This window comes from Streptomyces sp. NPDC006193 (assembly GCF_040613915.1).
Lineage (GTDB): Bacteria > Actinomycetota > Actinomycetes > Streptomycetales > Streptomycetaceae > Streptomyces.
The window spans coordinates 156,720-172,367 of the sequence record NZ_JBEXTB010000008.1 but is presented as its reverse complement, the minus strand read 5'-3'; the positions used below and the strand labels follow the sequence as shown (position 1 = coordinate 172,367).

The 15,648-nt window shown below is 75.8% G+C and carries 14 protein-coding genes; 10 read left to right on the top strand and 4 right to left on the bottom strand.

Features of this window, described 5'->3' with window-relative positions:
- Positions 1 to 410: 410 nt before the first annotated feature.
- The 3 genes from ABZ261_RS11630 (at position 411) to ABZ261_RS11620 (ending at position 3,811) form a co-directional block, all read left to right on the top strand.
- Positions 411 to 2,024: an adenosine deaminase gene (locus ABZ261_RS11630; protein ID WP_356857866.1), complete on the top strand. Its 1,614-nt coding sequence runs from the start codon at positions 411 to 413 to the stop codon at positions 2,022 to 2,024.
- A gap of 214 nt (positions 2,025 to 2,238) precedes the next feature.
- A complete protein-coding gene (locus ABZ261_RS11625) occupies positions 2,239 to 2,892 on the top strand; it encodes a 1,4-alpha-glucan branching protein (RefSeq protein WP_356857864.1) in 654 nt (217 codons plus the stop codon).
- A gap of 85 nt (positions 2,893 to 2,977) precedes the next feature.
- A complete protein-coding gene (locus tag ABZ261_RS11620; RefSeq protein ID WP_356857862.1) occupies positions 2,978 to 3,811 on the top strand; it encodes a lysozyme in 834 nt (277 codons plus the stop codon).
- Positions 3,812 to 4,065: 254 nt separating this feature from the next.
- Here ABZ261_RS11620 and ABZ261_RS11615 read toward each other — a convergent pair whose 3' ends face one another.
- The 4 genes from ABZ261_RS11615 to ABZ261_RS11600 form a co-directional block, all read right to left on the bottom strand.
- On the bottom strand, positions 4,066 to 5,172 hold the full coding sequence (locus ABZ261_RS11615; RefSeq protein WP_356857894.1) for an aromatic acid exporter family protein: 1,107 nt from the start codon (positions 5,170 to 5,172) through the stop codon (positions 4,066 to 4,068).
- A 210-nt stretch (positions 5,173 to 5,382) separates the two neighbouring features.
- Positions 5,383 to 6,558 carry an AI-2E family transporter gene (locus tag ABZ261_RS11610; RefSeq protein ID WP_356857860.1) on the bottom strand — a complete coding sequence of 392 codons (1,176 nt, stop codon included), beginning with the start codon at positions 6,556 to 6,558 and terminating at the stop codon, positions 5,383 to 5,385.
- Positions 6,559 to 6,740: 182 nt separating this feature from the next.
- On the bottom strand, positions 6,741 to 7,199 hold the full coding sequence (locus ABZ261_RS11605; protein WP_356857858.1) for an ANTAR domain-containing protein: 459 nt from the start codon (positions 7,197 to 7,199) through the stop codon (positions 6,741 to 6,743).
- A 201-nt stretch (positions 7,200 to 7,400) separates the two neighbouring features.
- On the bottom strand, positions 7,401 to 7,892 hold the full coding sequence (locus ABZ261_RS11600; protein ID WP_356857856.1) for a DUF1360 domain-containing protein: 492 nt from the start codon (positions 7,890 to 7,892) through the stop codon (positions 7,401 to 7,403).
- 219 nt (positions 7,893 to 8,111) lie between these two features.
- Between ABZ261_RS11600 and ABZ261_RS11595 the strand changes: the two genes are divergently transcribed.
- From ABZ261_RS11595 to hypD, 7 genes are all read left to right on the top strand, one after another.
- The gene (locus tag ABZ261_RS11595; protein ID WP_356857854.1) at positions 8,112 to 8,639 is read left to right on the top strand and encodes a hypothetical protein; all 528 of its coding nucleotides are present in this window, start codon (positions 8,112 to 8,114) and stop codon (positions 8,637 to 8,639) included.
- 165 nt (positions 8,640 to 8,804) lie between these two features.
- Positions 8,805 to 10,514 (top strand): enoyl-CoA hydratase-related protein, encoded by a 1,710-nt coding sequence (locus ABZ261_RS11590; protein ID WP_356857852.1) that lies wholly within the window; start codon positions 8,805 to 8,807, stop codon positions 10,512 to 10,514.
- A complete protein-coding gene (locus ABZ261_RS11585; RefSeq protein WP_356857850.1) occupies positions 10,511 to 11,089 on the top strand; it encodes a hydrogenase maturation protease in 579 nt (192 codons plus the stop codon). The genes ABZ261_RS11590 and ABZ261_RS11585 overlap by 4 nt, the downstream gene beginning before the upstream one ends.
- A gap of 58 nt (positions 11,090 to 11,147) precedes the next feature.
- A complete protein-coding gene (gene hypB, locus ABZ261_RS11580) occupies positions 11,148 to 11,846 on the top strand; it encodes a hydrogenase nickel incorporation protein HypB (RefSeq protein WP_356857848.1) in 699 nt (232 codons plus the stop codon).
- Positions 11,843 to 14,197, top strand: a complete 2,355-nt coding sequence (hypF, locus tag ABZ261_RS11575; RefSeq protein ID WP_356857846.1) for a carbamoyltransferase HypF — start codon at positions 11,843 to 11,845, stop codon at positions 14,195 to 14,197. The genes hypB and hypF overlap by 4 nt, the downstream gene beginning before the upstream one ends.
- Before the next feature lie 3 nt (positions 14,198 to 14,200).
- Positions 14,201 to 14,491: a HypC/HybG/HupF family hydrogenase formation chaperone gene (locus tag ABZ261_RS11570; protein WP_356857844.1), complete on the top strand. Its 291-nt coding sequence runs from the start codon at positions 14,201 to 14,203 to the stop codon at positions 14,489 to 14,491.
- Complete coding sequence (hypD, locus tag ABZ261_RS11565) at positions 14,488 to 15,639, top strand: hydrogenase formation protein HypD (RefSeq protein WP_356857842.1); 1,152 nt, start codon at positions 14,488 to 14,490, stop codon at positions 15,637 to 15,639. The genes ABZ261_RS11570 and hypD overlap by 4 nt, the downstream gene beginning before the upstream one ends.
- Positions 15,640 to 15,648: the final 9 nt, after the last annotated feature.

Genomic DNA, 15,648 nt, shown 5'->3' with positions numbered 1-15,648 from the left:
GGGGTGTTTCCGGGCCGGTCTGCGCGGTGGTGGCAGGGGGGCGGGGGACAGGCGATGGGGTGCTTCCCGGCCGTTCGTGCGGTGCGGTGGTGTCGGGAGCCGGAGCCGGAGCCGGAGCCGGAGCCGGGAGCCGGGAGCCGGGGGTCGTGGCTGGGGGCGGGTGCCGGACGCCCCGGGTGGCGGGTGGCCGGGGCCCACGGCTGAGCGGCGAAGCGCCGACCACCGCCCTCCGCGCGCCGCTTCGCCGGGCGGGCGGCCCGCCCCGCGGAGGGCACGCCGTGCCGCCGGAGCCCGCCGCCGGCGCCTGAGCACGTGGGCGAGGCGTGCGGGGATCACCCGGTCGGGTGCTCTCCGGCCGGTCTCCGCCGCGTGAGGCGGTGCCGCCGCGAGCCTTCCGTGATCATGCCCCTGTGACTCTCCACCGTCGAAGTGCCGTGCGCCGCCGGGCCGTTCCGGCCGTGCTCGGCGCCCTCAGCGCCCTGTCCCTGCTGTCCGCCCTGCCCGCCGCCGCGCAACCGGCCCCGGACGGCCGGTCCGCCGCGCCGCCGCCCCGGCCGGTCACCGCCGCGGAGGCGCGCACGGACGACCGCCTGCGCTCCCTCCACGACCGGCCCGCGGCCCTGCGCGACTTCTTCCGGCGTCTGCCCAAGGGCGGCGACCTGCACAACCACCTCTCCGGCGCGGTGTCCACGGAGCACCTGATCGAGCTGGCCGCCGAGGACGGGCTGTGCGTCGACACCGCGACGCTGACCGCGGTCGTCCCGCCCTGCGCCGCCGGCGCCCGGCCCGCCGCCGACGCACGCACCGACCGAGCCTTCCGCGACGCGCTCGTCCGCGCCTGGTCCATGGAGGACTTCCCGCCCGGCGGGAACGGACACGACCACTTCTTCGACACCTTCGGCAGGTTCGGCGAGGTGACCTGGCGGCACCGGGGCGAGCTCCTCGCCGAGGTCGCCGACACGGCCGTGCGCAACAACCAGCTCTACCTGGAGACGATGGTCAGCCCGGCCTCCGACGGCGCCAAGCGACTCGCCGCCGAGGTCGGCTGGGACGACGACCTCGCCGCACTGCACCGCAGGCTGCTCGCGGACGGCAAGCTGGACCGGCTGGTCGCCGACGCGCGCAAGGAGGCCGACGACGGCGACGCCGAGTTCCGCGCCGCCGGGCACTGCGGCACCCCGCAGGCCCGTCCCGGCTGCGGACTCACCGTCCGGTGGATCTCCCAGGCGTCCCGCGGCAGTTCGCCGGAGCGGGTCTTCACCCAGCTGGCCCTCGGCATGCGGCTGGCCGAGGCGGACCCGCGCTTCGTCGCCGTCAACCTCGTCCAGCCCGAGGACGGGGACACTGCCCTGCGGGACTACAGCCTGCAGATGCGCATGGTCGCCCACCTGCGCGCCCAGTACCCGAAGGCCCATGTCACCCTGCACGCGGGCGAGCTGTGGCCCGGTCTCGTCAAACCCGAGTACCTCAGGTCGCACATCAGGGAGGCCGTGGAGGTGGCCGGGGCGGAGCGCATCGGACACGGCGTCGACCTCGTCCACGAGGACGGCTGGCAGCGCACCGCCCGCACCATGGCGGCGCGCCGGGTGGCCGTGGAGGTGCCCTTCTCCAGCAACGCCCAGATCCTCGGCGTCAAGGGCGCCGACCACCCCTTCGCCGCGTACCGCCGGAACGGCGTCCCGGTCGTCCTCGCCACGGACGACCCCGGCGTGTCCCGCATCGACATCAGCCACGAGTACCAGTACGCGGCGGCCGCCTACGGCCTGCGCTACCCCGAGCTGAAGGACCTGGCCCGCGCCTCCCTGGAGTACGGGTTCCTGCCCGGCGCGAGCCTGTGGCGGGGCGACCCCACCGCCACGGGCTACCGCACGGTCGCGGCCTGCCGTGGCGAGCACCCCGGCCTGCCGGTACGCGGAGCGGCCTGCCGCCACCTGCTCGCGGGCAGCGCCAAGGCCCGCCTCGAATGGCGGCAGGAGGCCGCCTTCGCCGCCTTCGAGAAGGCCCACTCCGGCCCGGTGCGCTGACCGCGTTCTCCACGGGCCCCGGTCCCGCTCGCCGTGCGCGCCGTACGCGAGCGGGACGCGGCGGGTGCGGACCGGCGACCCGCGCCGTACGCGGCCGGGCCGGCGACGGGACAAGCGCCCGTTCTCCGGGCCGCGTCGGCCCCGGCGTTCACCGGCGGCGGGGGTGTGGAAGGCTGCGGAGGGTCCGCGTCCGAGCCACGGGAGGCACCGCCGCATGGCCGTCATCCACCACACCACCCTCACGCCGAGCAAGGTCGAACTGATCGCCGGCTGGCTGCCCACCCGCCCGTGGTACCGCGGCTCCGCCGCACCGGTGCTGGAGAAGTCCGGCGGCTTCCGGCTGGACGACCCCGAGGGCGAGGTCGGCATCGAGCTGATGGTGGTCACCGACACGGCGAGCCCGGGACGGACGGCCTACCTGGTGCCGCTCACCTACCGCGGAGCGCCGCTCGAAGGGGCCGGCCACGCCCTCGTCGGCACGATGGAGCACGGGGTGCTGGGCCGGCGCTGGGCCTACGACGGCTGCCACGACCCGGTGCTGATCGCCGAGGCGCTGGCGCTGATCGAGGGCCGCACCCGGGCGCAGGCCCAGTCCGTCACCGGCGCCCCGGACCGCGAGGTCACCCGCTCCTGCACCGTCGCCCCCCTCGCCACCGGCGGCTTCACCCCGAAGCCGGCCGACGACGAGCGGGGCACGCGTCTTCCCCTGCCCGGCGGCACGACCCTCCGGGTGCACCGCGTGCTGCGCCCCGTCCCGCAGAACCCGCCGCTGCCGCCGCGGGGAGCGGCCGGGCACGTCGCGAGCGGATGGCCGGGACCGGACGGCGCCCGGCTGCGGGCCGTCCTCATGGTGCTCGACGCGGACTGACAGGCACCCGGACGGGTCAAACATCGCCCGCGGATGGCGTCGTGGGGCGGTGCCCGGGGTGCGGCGCGGCCCGACCCCGGGTCAGATGGAGTGCGTGCGAAGCCTGATACCTCTCTCCCGTGGCCGCCTGTGCCTCACCGGCACCCTGACCGGCCTCCTCCTGCTCCTGTCCAGCACCCCGGCCGTATCCGAGCCGGCCGAGGACACACCCGCGCGCGGCAGCGCCTACATGGGCATCGGCGTGCTCGCCCATGACGGCTCCGCCGGCACCCCGCCCCCCGCCGGCCGCGCCTCCCAGACCGAGGGCGTGGACGTCTCCAGCCACCAGGGCGACGTCGACTGGAAGACGCTGTGGGGCGCCGGCACCAAGTGGGCCTACACCAAGGCCTCCGAGGGGACGTCCTACACCAACCCCTACTTCACCCAGCAGTACAACGGCTCCTACGACATCGGCATGGTCCGCGGCGCCTACCACTTCGCCACCCCCGACACGGCCGGTGGCGCGGCCCAGGCCGACTACTTCGTGCAGCACGGCGGCGGCTGGTCCAAGGACGGCAAGACGCTGCCCGGCGCCCTCGACATCGAGTGGAACCCGTACGGCGACGACTGCTACGGCAAGTCCCCGAGCGCGATGGTCAGCTGGATCCGCGACTTCCTCAACCGCTACCGGACCCGCACCGGCCGCGACGCGGTCATCTACACGGCCACCAGCTGGTGGACCCAGTGCACCGGCGGCTACGCCGGCTTCGGCGGGACCAACCCGCTGTGGATCGCGCGCTACGCCACCACGGTCGGGCCGCTGCCCGCGGGCTGGTCCACCCACACCATGTGGCAGTACACCTCCACCGGCCCGACGGTCGGCGACCACGACCGCTTCAACGGCTCCCAGGACAAGCTGGTGGGCTTCGCCACCGGCTGAGCACCGCCGTCCCCGTCGATCCGAGTCCCGTCAGTCCCCGTCCACGTCGCCGCACAGCGCGTGCGTCGCGCCGAGCACGCGCGGCCGCACGACCGGCCGTCCGGTCCCCGGCGGCCGCTGCGGCGGCGTCCCGCACGCGGCGCACCACCCGAACACGGCGAACCCGGCCCGCTGCGACGCCGGGCTGTCCGCCTTCCTGGAACAGCCGTCGTGACCCGGTCGCGCACCGGGCCCGTCCGTCCGGCCGGACCCACCTACCTGCCGGGCACCGCCAGCTGGTCGGCCAGCCGGTGCGCCTGGGCGAGCAGCGCGCCGTAGGTGGCGAGCTGGTCGGGGTCGTCCGTCGTGGAACGGGCCAGGTCCCGGCGCAGGTCGGCGAGGGTGCCGCGGAGCCGCGTCACGGCCTCGGGGAGGTCGTCGTCGCGCTCGTCACCGAACCTGCTGCGGCTGTAGAGGCGCAGCGCGTGTGCGGTCTCGCACAGGAACTGCCCGTACCGGCGGGCCAGCGGGGGGTGCGGCCGGGGCGCCGAACGGTCCTCGTCGGCGGCCTCCAGCACCGTCCGGGTCACGCCCGCGGTGTGCACGGCCGCGTAGTCCAGGACCACGAGCGCGTCGTCGAGCCCCTTGCCGGGCAGCGGCACGGCGCCGGCGCGGCGGCGGCGCAGGTTGGCCCGCAGGCTCTCCCGGCTCCACTCGACCGCAGAGCGGGCCTGCTCCACCTGGCGCTGCAGTCCGAGCGCCCGCTGGTGCCAGGCGTCGGCCTCCTCGGCGTCCCAGCGGCCCTCGGCCAGCCCGTCGGCCACGTCCCGCAGGATGTCGTGAGCCTCCTCGGTCGCGTCCCGCAGCACGGCCCGGCCGTCGCGCAGGTACAGCGGCGGACGCACCAGCGCGTTCACGGTGATGCCGACCACCGCCCCGAACAGGGCCTCGCCGATCCGGGCCGCGGAGGTGGCGACGGTGACGGAGCCGTTGGTGAGGACGAACAGGGCGCCGGTGGCCGCGTAGATGCCCTGACTGCCCAGGCGCCGCCACTGGCCGAGCAGGATCGCCAGGGGTAGGACGAGCGCCATCGCGGCCATCGTGCTGTGCAGCACCAGGCCGACCGCGGTGGCCGCGACCGTGCCGGCGGCCACCGCCGCGAGCTGCTGCAGGCCGTGGGCGATCGACCGGTACACCGTCGACTCCACCAGCACCACCGCCACCCACGGCGCGACGAACGCCATCGGGGCGTGCAGCCACCAGCCCGACACCGCCCAGGCCAGCCACGCGGCCAGCGCCGCCTTCACCGCCTGAACGGCCAGGTCCCGCTCCCTTCCCGGGCCGGTGAAGGCCCGCCGTACCGTCTGCACCGCGGCCGACACGTCACGCCGCACACCCTGCCAGGTCACTCGTATCCCACGCACGGCAACTCGGGTGCCACCTGTCGCACCGCCCCATGCCTCCCGCGCGCACACGAGCGCATTCGGAGGGGTGCCGGGCGATCCCCCTTCACGCCGGCCGGTCGCCCCCGCCGGCGCCCCGGGTGCGTGACGGCGTCCGCTCCGGTGACGCCCCGACGGACGAGCCGGGTGTCAGGGCGGCGGCGCGCGCAGGGCGCGGAGCACCGACCAGGCGATCGAGACCAGCGGCACCGCCACCACCGCGCCGATCACCCCCGCGACGATGCTGCCCGCGATCACGGACACGGCGACGACCAGCGGATGCAGCTGAACCGCCCAGCCCATCACCAGCGGATGCAGCACATGCCCCTCCAGCTGGCCGATCACGACGATCAGCACGAGCACGGCCGCGGCCGTCAGCGGACCGCGCCCCGCCAGTGCGACGACCGTCGCGACCGCGAGCGCGACCGGCGACCCCACCAGCGGCACGAAGGCGGCGAAGAACTCCAGCAGGGCCAGCGGCAGCGCGAGCGGAACCCCCAGCACGAGCAGGGCGACGCCGACCAGCACGGCGTTGGTGGCGGCCACGATGATGATGCCGCGCGTGTACCCGGCGAAGGTGCGCCAGGCCGCGCGCCCCGCCCGGTCCCAGCCCGCACGGGCGCCGCTGGGCAGCAACTGGTCGCGTGCCCAGCCCCACAGGTGCTCGCCGGAATGGATGAAGAACACCGAGGCGAACAGGGCGAGCGCCCCGCCCGTGACCAGCTCCACCAGCCGGCCGAACTCGTCGACCACGCTGCTGAGCAGGGCCGACCGGTGCGCCGAGACATAGCGCGTCACCTGGTCCTGCAGATCGGAGAGCCTGCCGGGGCTCAGCCGGAACGGCGGCCGCTGCAGCCACTCCTCGATACGGTGGACACCGCCGCGGAAGTCGTCCACCAGCCGGTTCCACTCGCCTGCCACCGCGGTGCCCACCAGCCCGAGCAGGGCCAGCACCAGCAGCAGGCTGCCCACCAGCGCCACGGCCACGCTCAGCGGCCGCGGCAGGAGACGGGCGAGCAGATCGGTCGGCGGCCGCAGGACGGACGTCACGACCAGCGCGAGGAAGACGGCCACGGCGATGAGCTGGAAGCTGCCGAGGACGATGAAGACGCCGTAGACGGCGGCGCCCACCAGGATCAGCCGCCAGGCGTAGCCCGCGGCGGTCCACAGCCACGGCACCGTCCGCCCGGCCCGCGCCCGGCGCGTCCCGGGGCGGGGCGGCGCCGGCAGCCGCACGGAGTACGCCGGCCGGCTGCCCAGCGCCGTGCGCGCGACCCGCCGTCCGCCGCCCCGCGCGGTCACCCGCCGGCGCGCATCGCCCACCACCGCTGCCGCCTCCTTCGCGTCGCACCGGCTGACGGCCGGTCATCTCCACAGCACCGTAAGCACACGGCGGGGAAGGGGCGCGCCGAGCGCGGCATCCGCAGGGCCCTGCGCCGGACCTGCTCCGGCCGCGGAGGCGGGCGCACGGGACGGGCGCCCGACTCGGCGGGGGTGCGCGGCGTCCGTCAGCCCCGTGCCGTACCGGCTCGACCGGATCCGCTGCCGGAAGGCCGGGCGTCCGACGGTCCGTCAGCAGGAGTGCCGGCGCCGGACGCGGGCGCGCCCTCGCCGGCCGCCGGCTGCGGCTCGCCGCACCGGCGGTAGCGGAGGATCGCCTTTCCGAGTTCGAGGCGATGACGCTCGGGAAGCGTGCCGCCCTGGGCGTAGGCCAGGATGTGCTCGGCGACCGTCCGCAGCTTGGTGTTGGTGCGCTGGGAGACGTCCCGCAGCGCCCGCCACGCCTCTTCCGGGGCGATCCGCCCGAGGAGGACGACCGCGCCGATGGCCTGGTCGATCACGGCGTGCGAGGTCACCGCCCGCCGCAACTGCTGGTTCTCGTCGTGCAGGCGGTGGTATTCGGCCATCAGGTCGGTGGCGGACAGGAGCACCAGCGGCTGGTGCCGTGAGAGGGCGAAGAAGGCCATGGAGCACCTTTTCGGGGTGGGGGGCGTCACTGCTACGCCTGCCCCCCAGTGGGCGCTTGCACACGAATTGAACCAGCCGCGCGGAGCGCGGTCGTGCCGTGGTGGTCCGAGCGGGTGCGAGGCACCGCACCCGCTCGGCGGGCCGGCGCCTCGCCCCGCCGGGGCATGCTCACCTCGGTGTGGGCCGTGCGGTCCCCGCGCTCAGTCCTGCGTCGTCCGCTGGGTCCACGTCCAGGCGTACTGCAGCCAGTCCGCCACGGTCAGCGCGCCCAGCCCCCCGCACACCAGCCGGGTGAGCCGGGGCGACGCCGCGTACGAGCAGGCCAGGGCCCCGGCGGTCCAGCCGGCGGTGCAGAACGGGCAGGACAGCAGGTCGCCCACGGCCCGCCGCAGCCCGCTGCCCCGCGGCTCGTCCATGACCTCCGCGGCTTCGCCGTGACCGGTGCGGCGGGTGAACGGCGCCCGCAGAAAACTGGTGATCTTGTCCCGGGTCAGCAGCCTCGACGTCCGGTACGTGGCGACGCCGATCAGCGCGACGTCCCACGGCGGCACCTGCTCGGGCAGCCGGACTCCCCGGCGCCGGGCGACGGCCGCGAACGTGCCGGCACTCGCCGCGAACACGCAGGCGAGGGTGGCGTACCCCGCGAGCGGGACGTCGCCCTGGTCGTCGTAGCGCGCCGCGTCCGTCGTCATGTGACCTCCCGTGCCTTTCCAGCCGTGCCAGGCGGCCCGAGTTCCCCCCGGGGAGCGGGCGACACGTCGCCCGTCCCGCCGGACCGGCGGGCGGCCCGGCCGGGACATGACGTGGCCGAGGACACATATGACCTGGTTCGCACCCCCTCCCCGACCCGCCCGGCGCCGGGATACCTTGGCGTCGAGTTCCTGTTCCCGTGCACCTCGGACGGCCCGGCTGTGCTTGCTGATCTCTCCCCGCTGATAGCCGCGACGGCACGCTGGCTGACGGTCGCCTACCCGCCGTGCGGCGGCGCCCTGTCCGTCGCGCTGTGCGAGGCGCAGGCCCGGCAGGCCGTGACGGTCGCCGCCTGGCTGCGGTACCCCACCGAGATGGACGCCGCCCTGGTCGCCCTGGCGGGCCCCGGGGGCGCGGCCCGCCTCGACTGGCTCACCGGCGCCGAGCCGGCGGACGGCCACCCCGCCGAGGAGTGGGCGTGGCGCACCTGGGTGGACGAGGTCGTGGCCAGCTGGGCGGCCGCGCTGCTCACCGACGCCGAGCTGGCGGATCAGGCGGTCGCCGCGCTCGCCGGGAGCGAGCACACCGCCTCCCAGCCGGTGGAGTTCCGCCGCCTGCTCGCCCCCGACGCCCGCGACCGCCGTGCCGCGGCCCTCCTGCGCCACCCCGACCTGCTGGCCCCGGTCGCCGACCTGCATCTCGATCAGCTCCTCGACCGCCTTGCCCCGGGGGAGCGGCTCGCCGCCTGACGCCTGACGCCTGACGCCTGACGCCCGGCGCCGCGAGCAGCGGGGGCACGGCGACCGCCGCGGCCCGCTCCGCTCCGCCACCTGTACGAAGCGACCCCGCCGCCGCGGCGAAACGCCGCGGCGGTTCTTCCCGGCGCCCCCGGCGAGCGGCAAGCATGCCGTGTCATGAACATCCTGCTCGTCGCCAGCGCGTTCAACAGCCTCTCCCAGCGCCTGTACGCGGAACTGTCGGACCACGGGCACGGGGTGGACGTGGTGCTCGCCTCGCACGGCCCCGACCCGGTCCGGGCCGCCGTGCGCGAGCGGCGGCCGGACCTGATCGTCGCGCCGATGCTCCGGACGGCCCTGCCCGAGGACCTCTGGCGCGAGCACACCTGCCTGATCGTGCACCCCGGCCCACCGGGCGACCGCGGCCCGTCGTCCCTGGACTGGGCCATCGACGGCCGGGCGGAGCAGTGGGGCGTGACCGTGCTCCAGGCCGAGGCGGCGATGGACGCGGGCGCCGTCTGGGCGGCCGAGCCGTTCCCCGTACCGCCCGTCGGCAAGAGCGACCTGTACCGCAACGAGGCGTCCGACGCCGCCGTCACCGCCGTCCTCGCGGCCGTACGGCGCTACGCCGAAGGCTCCTACAAGCCCCTGCCGCAGACCGACGAGTCGGTCACGGTCGTCTGGCGGGACGCCTTCCGGCAGGACCGGCGGCGGATCGACTGGGAGCGGGACGACACCGGGACGGTGCTGCGCAAGCTGCGCGCCGCCGACTCCCAGCCCGGTGTCCTGGACGAACTCCTGGGCCGCGAGGTGTTCCTGCACGGCGGACACCCCGAGGACCGGCTGCGCGGCCGCCCCGGCGCGCTGCTCGCGAAGCGGGCGGGCGCGGTGTGCCGCGCCACCCGGGACGGCGCGGTCTGGATCCCGGAACTGCGGCCCCGCAAGGGCTCCGGCGACCCGGCGCCCTTCCGCCGGCCGGCCTGCCACGTGCTCGCCTCCTGGTCGCCCGGCCTCGCGCTCCCCGAGGAGCCCGCCCCGCTGGAACTCCCGCCCGGCCGGCGCACCTGGACCGACATCCGCTACCGGCAGCACGGCGACGTCGGCTTCCTCGGCTTCTCCTTCCCGGGCGGCGCGATGAGCACCGACCAGTGCCGCAGACTGCTCGCCGCCTACCGGCAGGCGCTCACCCGCCCCACGCGCGTCCTCGTCCTCGGCGGGACCCGTGACTTCTTCTCCAACGGCATCCATCTGAACGTCGTCGAGGCGGCCCCCGACCCGGCCCGCGAGTCCTGGAGCAACCTCCAGGCCATGGACGACCTCGTGGAGGCCGTGCTGCGCACCACCGACCGGCTGGTGGTGGCCGCGCTCGGCGGCAACGCCGCGGCCGGCGGCGCCATGCTGGCCCTCGCCGCCGACCAGGTGTGGTGCCGCACCGGCGTCGTCCTCAACCCGCACTACCGGCGCATGGGCCTGTACGGCTCCGAGTTCTGGACGTACACCCTGCCGCGCCGCGTCGGCTCCGACCACGCCCGCCGGCTGACCGCCGAAGCGCTGCCGGTCAGCGCCGCGTCCGCGGCCCGGACCGGCCTGGTGGACCGGCTCGTGCCGGCCGCGCCGCGGAACTTCGCGGCCGAGGTGGAGCGACTGGCCGCCGAACTCGCCACCGCCCCCGACCTGGAGCGGCGGATCGCCGCCAAGGCGGCGGCCCGCGCCGCGGACGAACGGGAACGGCCCCTCGCCCACTACCGGGAAGCGGAACTCACCCGCATGCACGCCGTCTTCTTCGATCCCCGGTCCCCCTACCACGCCCTGCGTTCGGCCTTCGTCCGCAAGACGCCGGCGGGCTCGCCCCGGCCCCTCGCCCCGGCCCCCGGTGACGTCCGTTGACGCCGCGACTGCTGGTCGCCGGCATCGGCAACATCTTCCTCGGCGACGACGCCTTCGGCCCCGAGGTGATCCGCGCCCTCGCCGGCCGCCCGCTGCCGCCCGGGGCACGGGTGCGCGACTACGGCATCCGCGGCCTGGACCTCGCCTACGACCTGCTCGGCGGCTGCGCCACCGCCGTCCTGGTCGACGCGGCCCCGCGCGGGCACCGCCCCGGAACCCTCACCCTGATCGAGGCCGAGCCCCCCGACGGCGGCGTCCCGCCCGAGGCCCACGGCATGGACCCGGCGAAGGTGCTGGCCCTCGCCGCCCACCTGGGCGACGAGCCCCTGCCCCGGGTCCTCGTCCTGGCCTGCGAACCAGGGGTGCTGCCGAGCGACGACGACCTGCTGCCGGGACTCAGCGCACCGGTGCGGGACGCCGTCGACCGGGCCGTGGACGCGCTGCACTCGCTCGTCCCCGTCCTGCTCGCCGACCCCGCCGCACCCCCGCCCCCGTTGGGCCGCCCGGTGGAACCCGGCGCCCCGCACGCGGCTGCGCTGCCCGGCTCGGCCTCCGGCGGAGCCCAGAATCGGTGAGACCCCGGCCGCACGCACCGCGGCCGGGATCCGTCACCGCAGCAGAGGAGCACCGCCCATGTGCCGGTCCGACGTCAAACAGACCGTCCTGGCGAAGAACGACGACCTGGCCGCCACCCTGCGCGACGACCTCGCCCGGCAGGGGGTGACCCTGGTCAACCTGCTGTCCAGCCCGGGCAGCGGGAAGACCGAACTGCTCGGAAGGGTCCTGTCCCGCGCCGTGGAGCGCGGCATCCGGGTCGCCGCGCTCACCGCGGACCTGGCCACCGAGAACGACGCCGTGCGGCTGGCCCGCTCGGGCGCACCGGTCAGGCAGCTGCTCACCGACGGACTGTGCCACCTCGAGGCCCGCCAGGTCCGGGCCCATCTGGAGGGCTGGCTGCCGCCGGACACCTCCGTGCTCTTCGTGGAGAACGTCGGCAACCTCGTCTGCCCGGCCTCCTACGACCTCGGCGAGACCCTCCGGATCGTGCTGATGGCCGTCACCGAGGGCGAGGACAAACCACTGAAGTACCCCACCGCGTTCGGCTCCGCCCACCTGGTCGTCGTCACCAAGACCGACCTGGCCGGACCGGCCGGCTTCGACGAGGCCGCCTTCCGGGCGAACGTGCACCGGGTCAACCCCGGCGTCGAGATCGTGCGGTCCTGCGCCCGGACCGGCTCCGGGGCCGGCACCCTGCTGGAACGCGCCCTCGCCGCCCGCGACGGCGCCCACCGGCCGCCCCTCGCCCCGCACCCCCACGTCCCTGTCGCATGACCGCCCCCGCCACCGGTGCGGTCCGCCGCCGGCTCACCGTGCGCGGCACCGTCCAGGGCGTCGGCTTCCGTCCGCACGTGCACCGCCTGGCCGACGCGCTCCGTCTGACCGGATTCGTCGCCAACACCGGCGACGGGGTGCTCATCGAGGTCGAGGGCCCGGCGCCGGAGGTGGACCGCTTCTGCGCGCTGCTGGCCGAACGTCCGCCGCCGCTGGCCACCGTGACCGGCGTCACCGGCGAGGACCTGCCCGCCACCGGCCGGACCGGTCCCTTCACCATCCGCTCCACCGAGCGGGCCCCCGGCCGCACCCAGCTCCCGCCCGACACCGCGACCTGCGCCGACTGCCTGCGCGAACTGTCCGATCCGGCCGACCGCCGCCACCGCCACCCGTTCCTCACCTGCACCCACTGCGGGCCCCGCTTCACCATCGCCACCGGCATGCCGTACGACCGCGCGGCCACGACCATGGCCGGCTTCCCGATGTGCCCCGCCTGCGCCCGCGAGTACCGCGATCCCGCCGACCGGCGCTTCCACGCCCAGCCCGTCGCCTGCCCCGACTGCGGGCCGCGGCTCAGCCTCACCCCGGCCGGCGGCGGCGCACGCAGACCCGCACGGGACGCGCAGGCCCTGGCGGCGGCCCGTGCGCTGCTCGCCGCCGGGCGGATCGTCGCCGTCAAGGGCGTCGGCGGCTACCACCTGGCCTGCGACGCCACCGACGCCCGGGCCGTCACCGCCCTGCGCGAGCGCAAGGAACGCGGCGGCAAACCGTTCGCGGTGATGTGCGCGGACCTCGCCACGGCCGAGCGGATCGCGCACATGACCGATGCGGCCCGCGACGCCCTCACCGGCGCGGCCCGCCCCATCGTCCTGCTGCGCCGCCGCACGCCCCCGGACGGGCTGCGCCTCGCCGACCAGGTCTGCCCGGGCAGCCCGCACCTCGGCGTGATGCTGCCCTACACCCCCGTCCACACCCTGCTGTTCGGGCTGCCCGGCGATCCCCCCGGCCCCCGGGTACTGGTCATGACCAGCGGCAACCGCTCCGGCGAGCCCATCGCCACCGACGACGGCGAGGCGCTGACCCGGCTGGCCGGGATCGCCGACGCCTGGCTCGCCCACGACCGGCCCATCGCCGTACCCTGCGACGACTCCCTGCTCCGGGTCCGTGCCGACGGCACCGCGCAGGTGCTGCGCCGCTCCCGCGGCTACGTCCCCCGCCCCCTGCGCCTCCCGGTCCCGGTCCGGCCCGCCCTTGCGGTCGGCGGCGACCTCAAGAACGCCTGCTGCCTGGGCGAGGGCGAGCACGCCTGGCTCGGCCCGCACGTCGGCGACATGGGCGAACTGGCCACCCTGGAGGCCGCCGGGCGGGCCGAGCGCCACCTCGCCCTCCTCACCGGTGTCACCCCCGGCCTCGTGGCCGCCGACCGGCACCCCGGCTACCACTCGGCACGCCGGGCGCGCGGCCGGGCCGCCGCCCTCGGCCTGCCCGCGCCGGTGCTGGTCCAGCACCACCACGCCCACATCGCCTCCGCCATGGCCCAGCACGGCCTCGACGGCGCCGCGCCCGTGATCGGCGTCGCCTTCGACGGCACGGGGTACGGCGACGACGGCACGGTGTGGGGCGGCGAGGTCCTGCTCGCCGACTACACCGGCCACAGGCGCTTCGCGCACCTGACCCCGGCCCCGCTGCCCGGCGGGGACGCCGGCGTGGCCAACCCCTGCCGTACGGCCCTGGCCCGGCTGTGGGCGGCGGGGCTGCCGTGGGACCCGGACCTGCCGAGCGTCGCCGCCTGCTCGGACACCGAACGCGCCGTCCTGCGGCGGCAGCTGGAACGGCAGGTGGCCTGCGTGCCCACCTCCAGCATGGGGCGGCTCTTCGACGCGGTGTCGTCGCTCGCCGGCGTGTGCCACCGGGCGGCGTACGAGGCGCAGGCCGCGACCGAACTGGAGGCTGCGGCGCTGGAGGCGAGCGGCGACGACACCGCGGCGTACCCCTTCGGGCTCAGCGGTGCGGGCAGCCTCGCCTGCAGCCCCGCGCCGATGCTGCGGGCGCTCCTGGACGACCGGGCCCGCGGCACCCCCGCCCCCGTGCTCGCGGCCCGCTTCCACCGCGGCGTCGCGCGGGCCGTCGCCGAGATCTGCCGCCGGGCCCGCACGGCGACCGGTCTGGCCACCGTCGCCCTCACCGGCGGCGTCTTCGCCAACGCCCTGCTGGAGGAGGAGTGCACCGCCCTGCTCACGCGGGACGGCTTCACGGTGCTGCGGCACGGCGAGGTCCCGCCGAACGACGGCGGGCTGGCGCTCGGCCAGCTGATGGTCGCGGGAACAGCAACCCACCACGAGACGGAGTGACCCATGTGTCTGGCAGTGCCCGGCAAGGTCGTGTCCATCGACCATGGCGCCGACCCGCTCACCGGACTGATCGACTTCGGCGGGGTACGCAAACAGGCGTGCCTGGAGTACCTGCCCGACCTGCGGGTGGGGGAGTACGTCATCGTCCACGTCGGCTTCGCGCTGCAGCGCCTGGACGAGGAGTCGGCCCGCGCGTCCCTGGAGCTCTTCGAGCAACTGGGGCTGCTGGAGGAGGAGTTCGGCGACGCCTGGGAACAGGCCGCCCGGCAGGAGGACGGGAGCGAGGCCCGGTGAAGTACATCGACGAGTTCAACGACCCCGCCCTGGCACGCCGGCTGCTGGAGGAGATCCGCGCCACCGTCACCCGGCCCTGGGCGCTCATGGAGGTCTGCGGCGGCCAGACCCACTCCATCATCCGCCACGGCATCGACCAGCTCCTGCCCCGGGAGGTGGAGCTGATCCACGGTCCCGGCTGCCCGGTGTGCGTCACCCCCCTCGACGTCATCGACAAGGCCCTGGAGATCGCCGCCCGCCCCGGCGTGATCTTCTGCTCCTTCGGGGACATGCTCCGCGTGCCGGGCACGGACCGGGACCTGTTCCGGGTCAAGGGCGAGGGCGGTGACGTCCGCGTGGTGTACTCGCCGCTCGACGCCCTCGACCTGGCCCGCCGCAATCCGGACCGCCAGGTCGTGTTCTTCGCGATCGGCTTCGAGACGACGGCCCCCGCCAACGCCATGGCCGTGCACCAGGCCCGCCGGCTCGGCCTGGACAACTTCAGCCTGCTGGTCTCCCACGTCCGGGTCCCCCCGGCGATCGAGGCCATCATGACGGCCCCCGCCTGCCGAGTGCAGGGCTTCCTCGCCGCCGGGCACGTGTGCAGCGTGATGGGCACCGCCGAGTACCCGGACCTGGCCGCGAGACACCGGGTGCCGGTCGTCGTCACCGGCTTCGAACCGCTCGACATCCTCGAAGGCATCCGCCGCGCCGTCCACCAGCTCGAACGCGGCGAGCACCGGGTGGAGAACGCCTACCCGCGCGCCGTGCGCGACCAGGGCAACCCGGCCGCCGTCCGCATGATCGAGGAGGTCTTCGAGGTCACCGACCGCAACTGGCGGGGCATCGGCCCCATCCCGGCCAGCGGCTGGCGCCTGACCGAGGCCTTCCGCGCGTACGACGCCGAGCACCGCTTCGACGTCACCGGCATCCGCACCGAGGAACCCGCCGTGTGCCGGGCCGGCGAGGTGCTGCAGGGCCTGATCAAACCGACCGCGTGCGAGGCGTTCGGCACCGCCTGCACCCCCCGCACCCCGCTCGGCGCCACCATGGTCTCCAGCGAGGGCGCCTGCGCCGCCTACTACCTGTACCGCCGGATGAACGCCCCGGAGCCCCAGGGCGCCCAGGGGTCCCGCATCCCGCAGGAGGAGATGAACCCCGTTGGCTGACCTCGTCGC

What these genes read in the sequence shown, in the direction of transcription:
- ABZ261_RS11590 (WP_356857852.1), top strand. Translation starts at nt 8,805, where the DNA reads ATGAACATCCTGCTCGTCGCCAGCGCGTTCAACAGCCTCTCCCAGCGC.
- ABZ261_RS11600 (WP_356857856.1), bottom strand. Translation starts at nt 7,892, where the DNA reads ATGACGACGGACGCGGCGCGCTACGACGACCAGGGCGACGTCCCGCTC.
- hypB (WP_356857848.1), top strand. Translation starts at nt 11,148, where the DNA reads ATGTGCCGGTCCGACGTCAAACAGACCGTCCTGGCGAAGAACGACGAC.
- ABZ261_RS11570 (WP_356857844.1), top strand. Translation starts at nt 14,201, where the DNA reads ATGTGTCTGGCAGTGCCCGGCAAGGTCGTGTCCATCGACCATGGCGCC.
- hypF (WP_356857846.1), top strand. Translation starts at nt 11,843, where the DNA reads ATGACCGCCCCCGCCACCGGTGCGGTCCGCCGCCGGCTCACCGTGCGC.
- ABZ261_RS11625 (WP_356857864.1), top strand. Translation starts at nt 2,239, where the DNA reads ATGGCCGTCATCCACCACACCACCCTCACGCCGAGCAAGGTCGAACTG.
- ABZ261_RS11605 (WP_356857858.1), bottom strand. Translation starts at nt 7,199, where the DNA reads ATGGCCTTCTTCGCCCTCTCACGGCACCAGCCGCTGGTGCTCCTGTCC.
- ABZ261_RS11620 (WP_356857862.1), top strand. Translation starts at nt 2,978, where the DNA reads ATGGAGTGCGTGCGAAGCCTGATACCTCTCTCCCGTGGCCGCCTGTGC.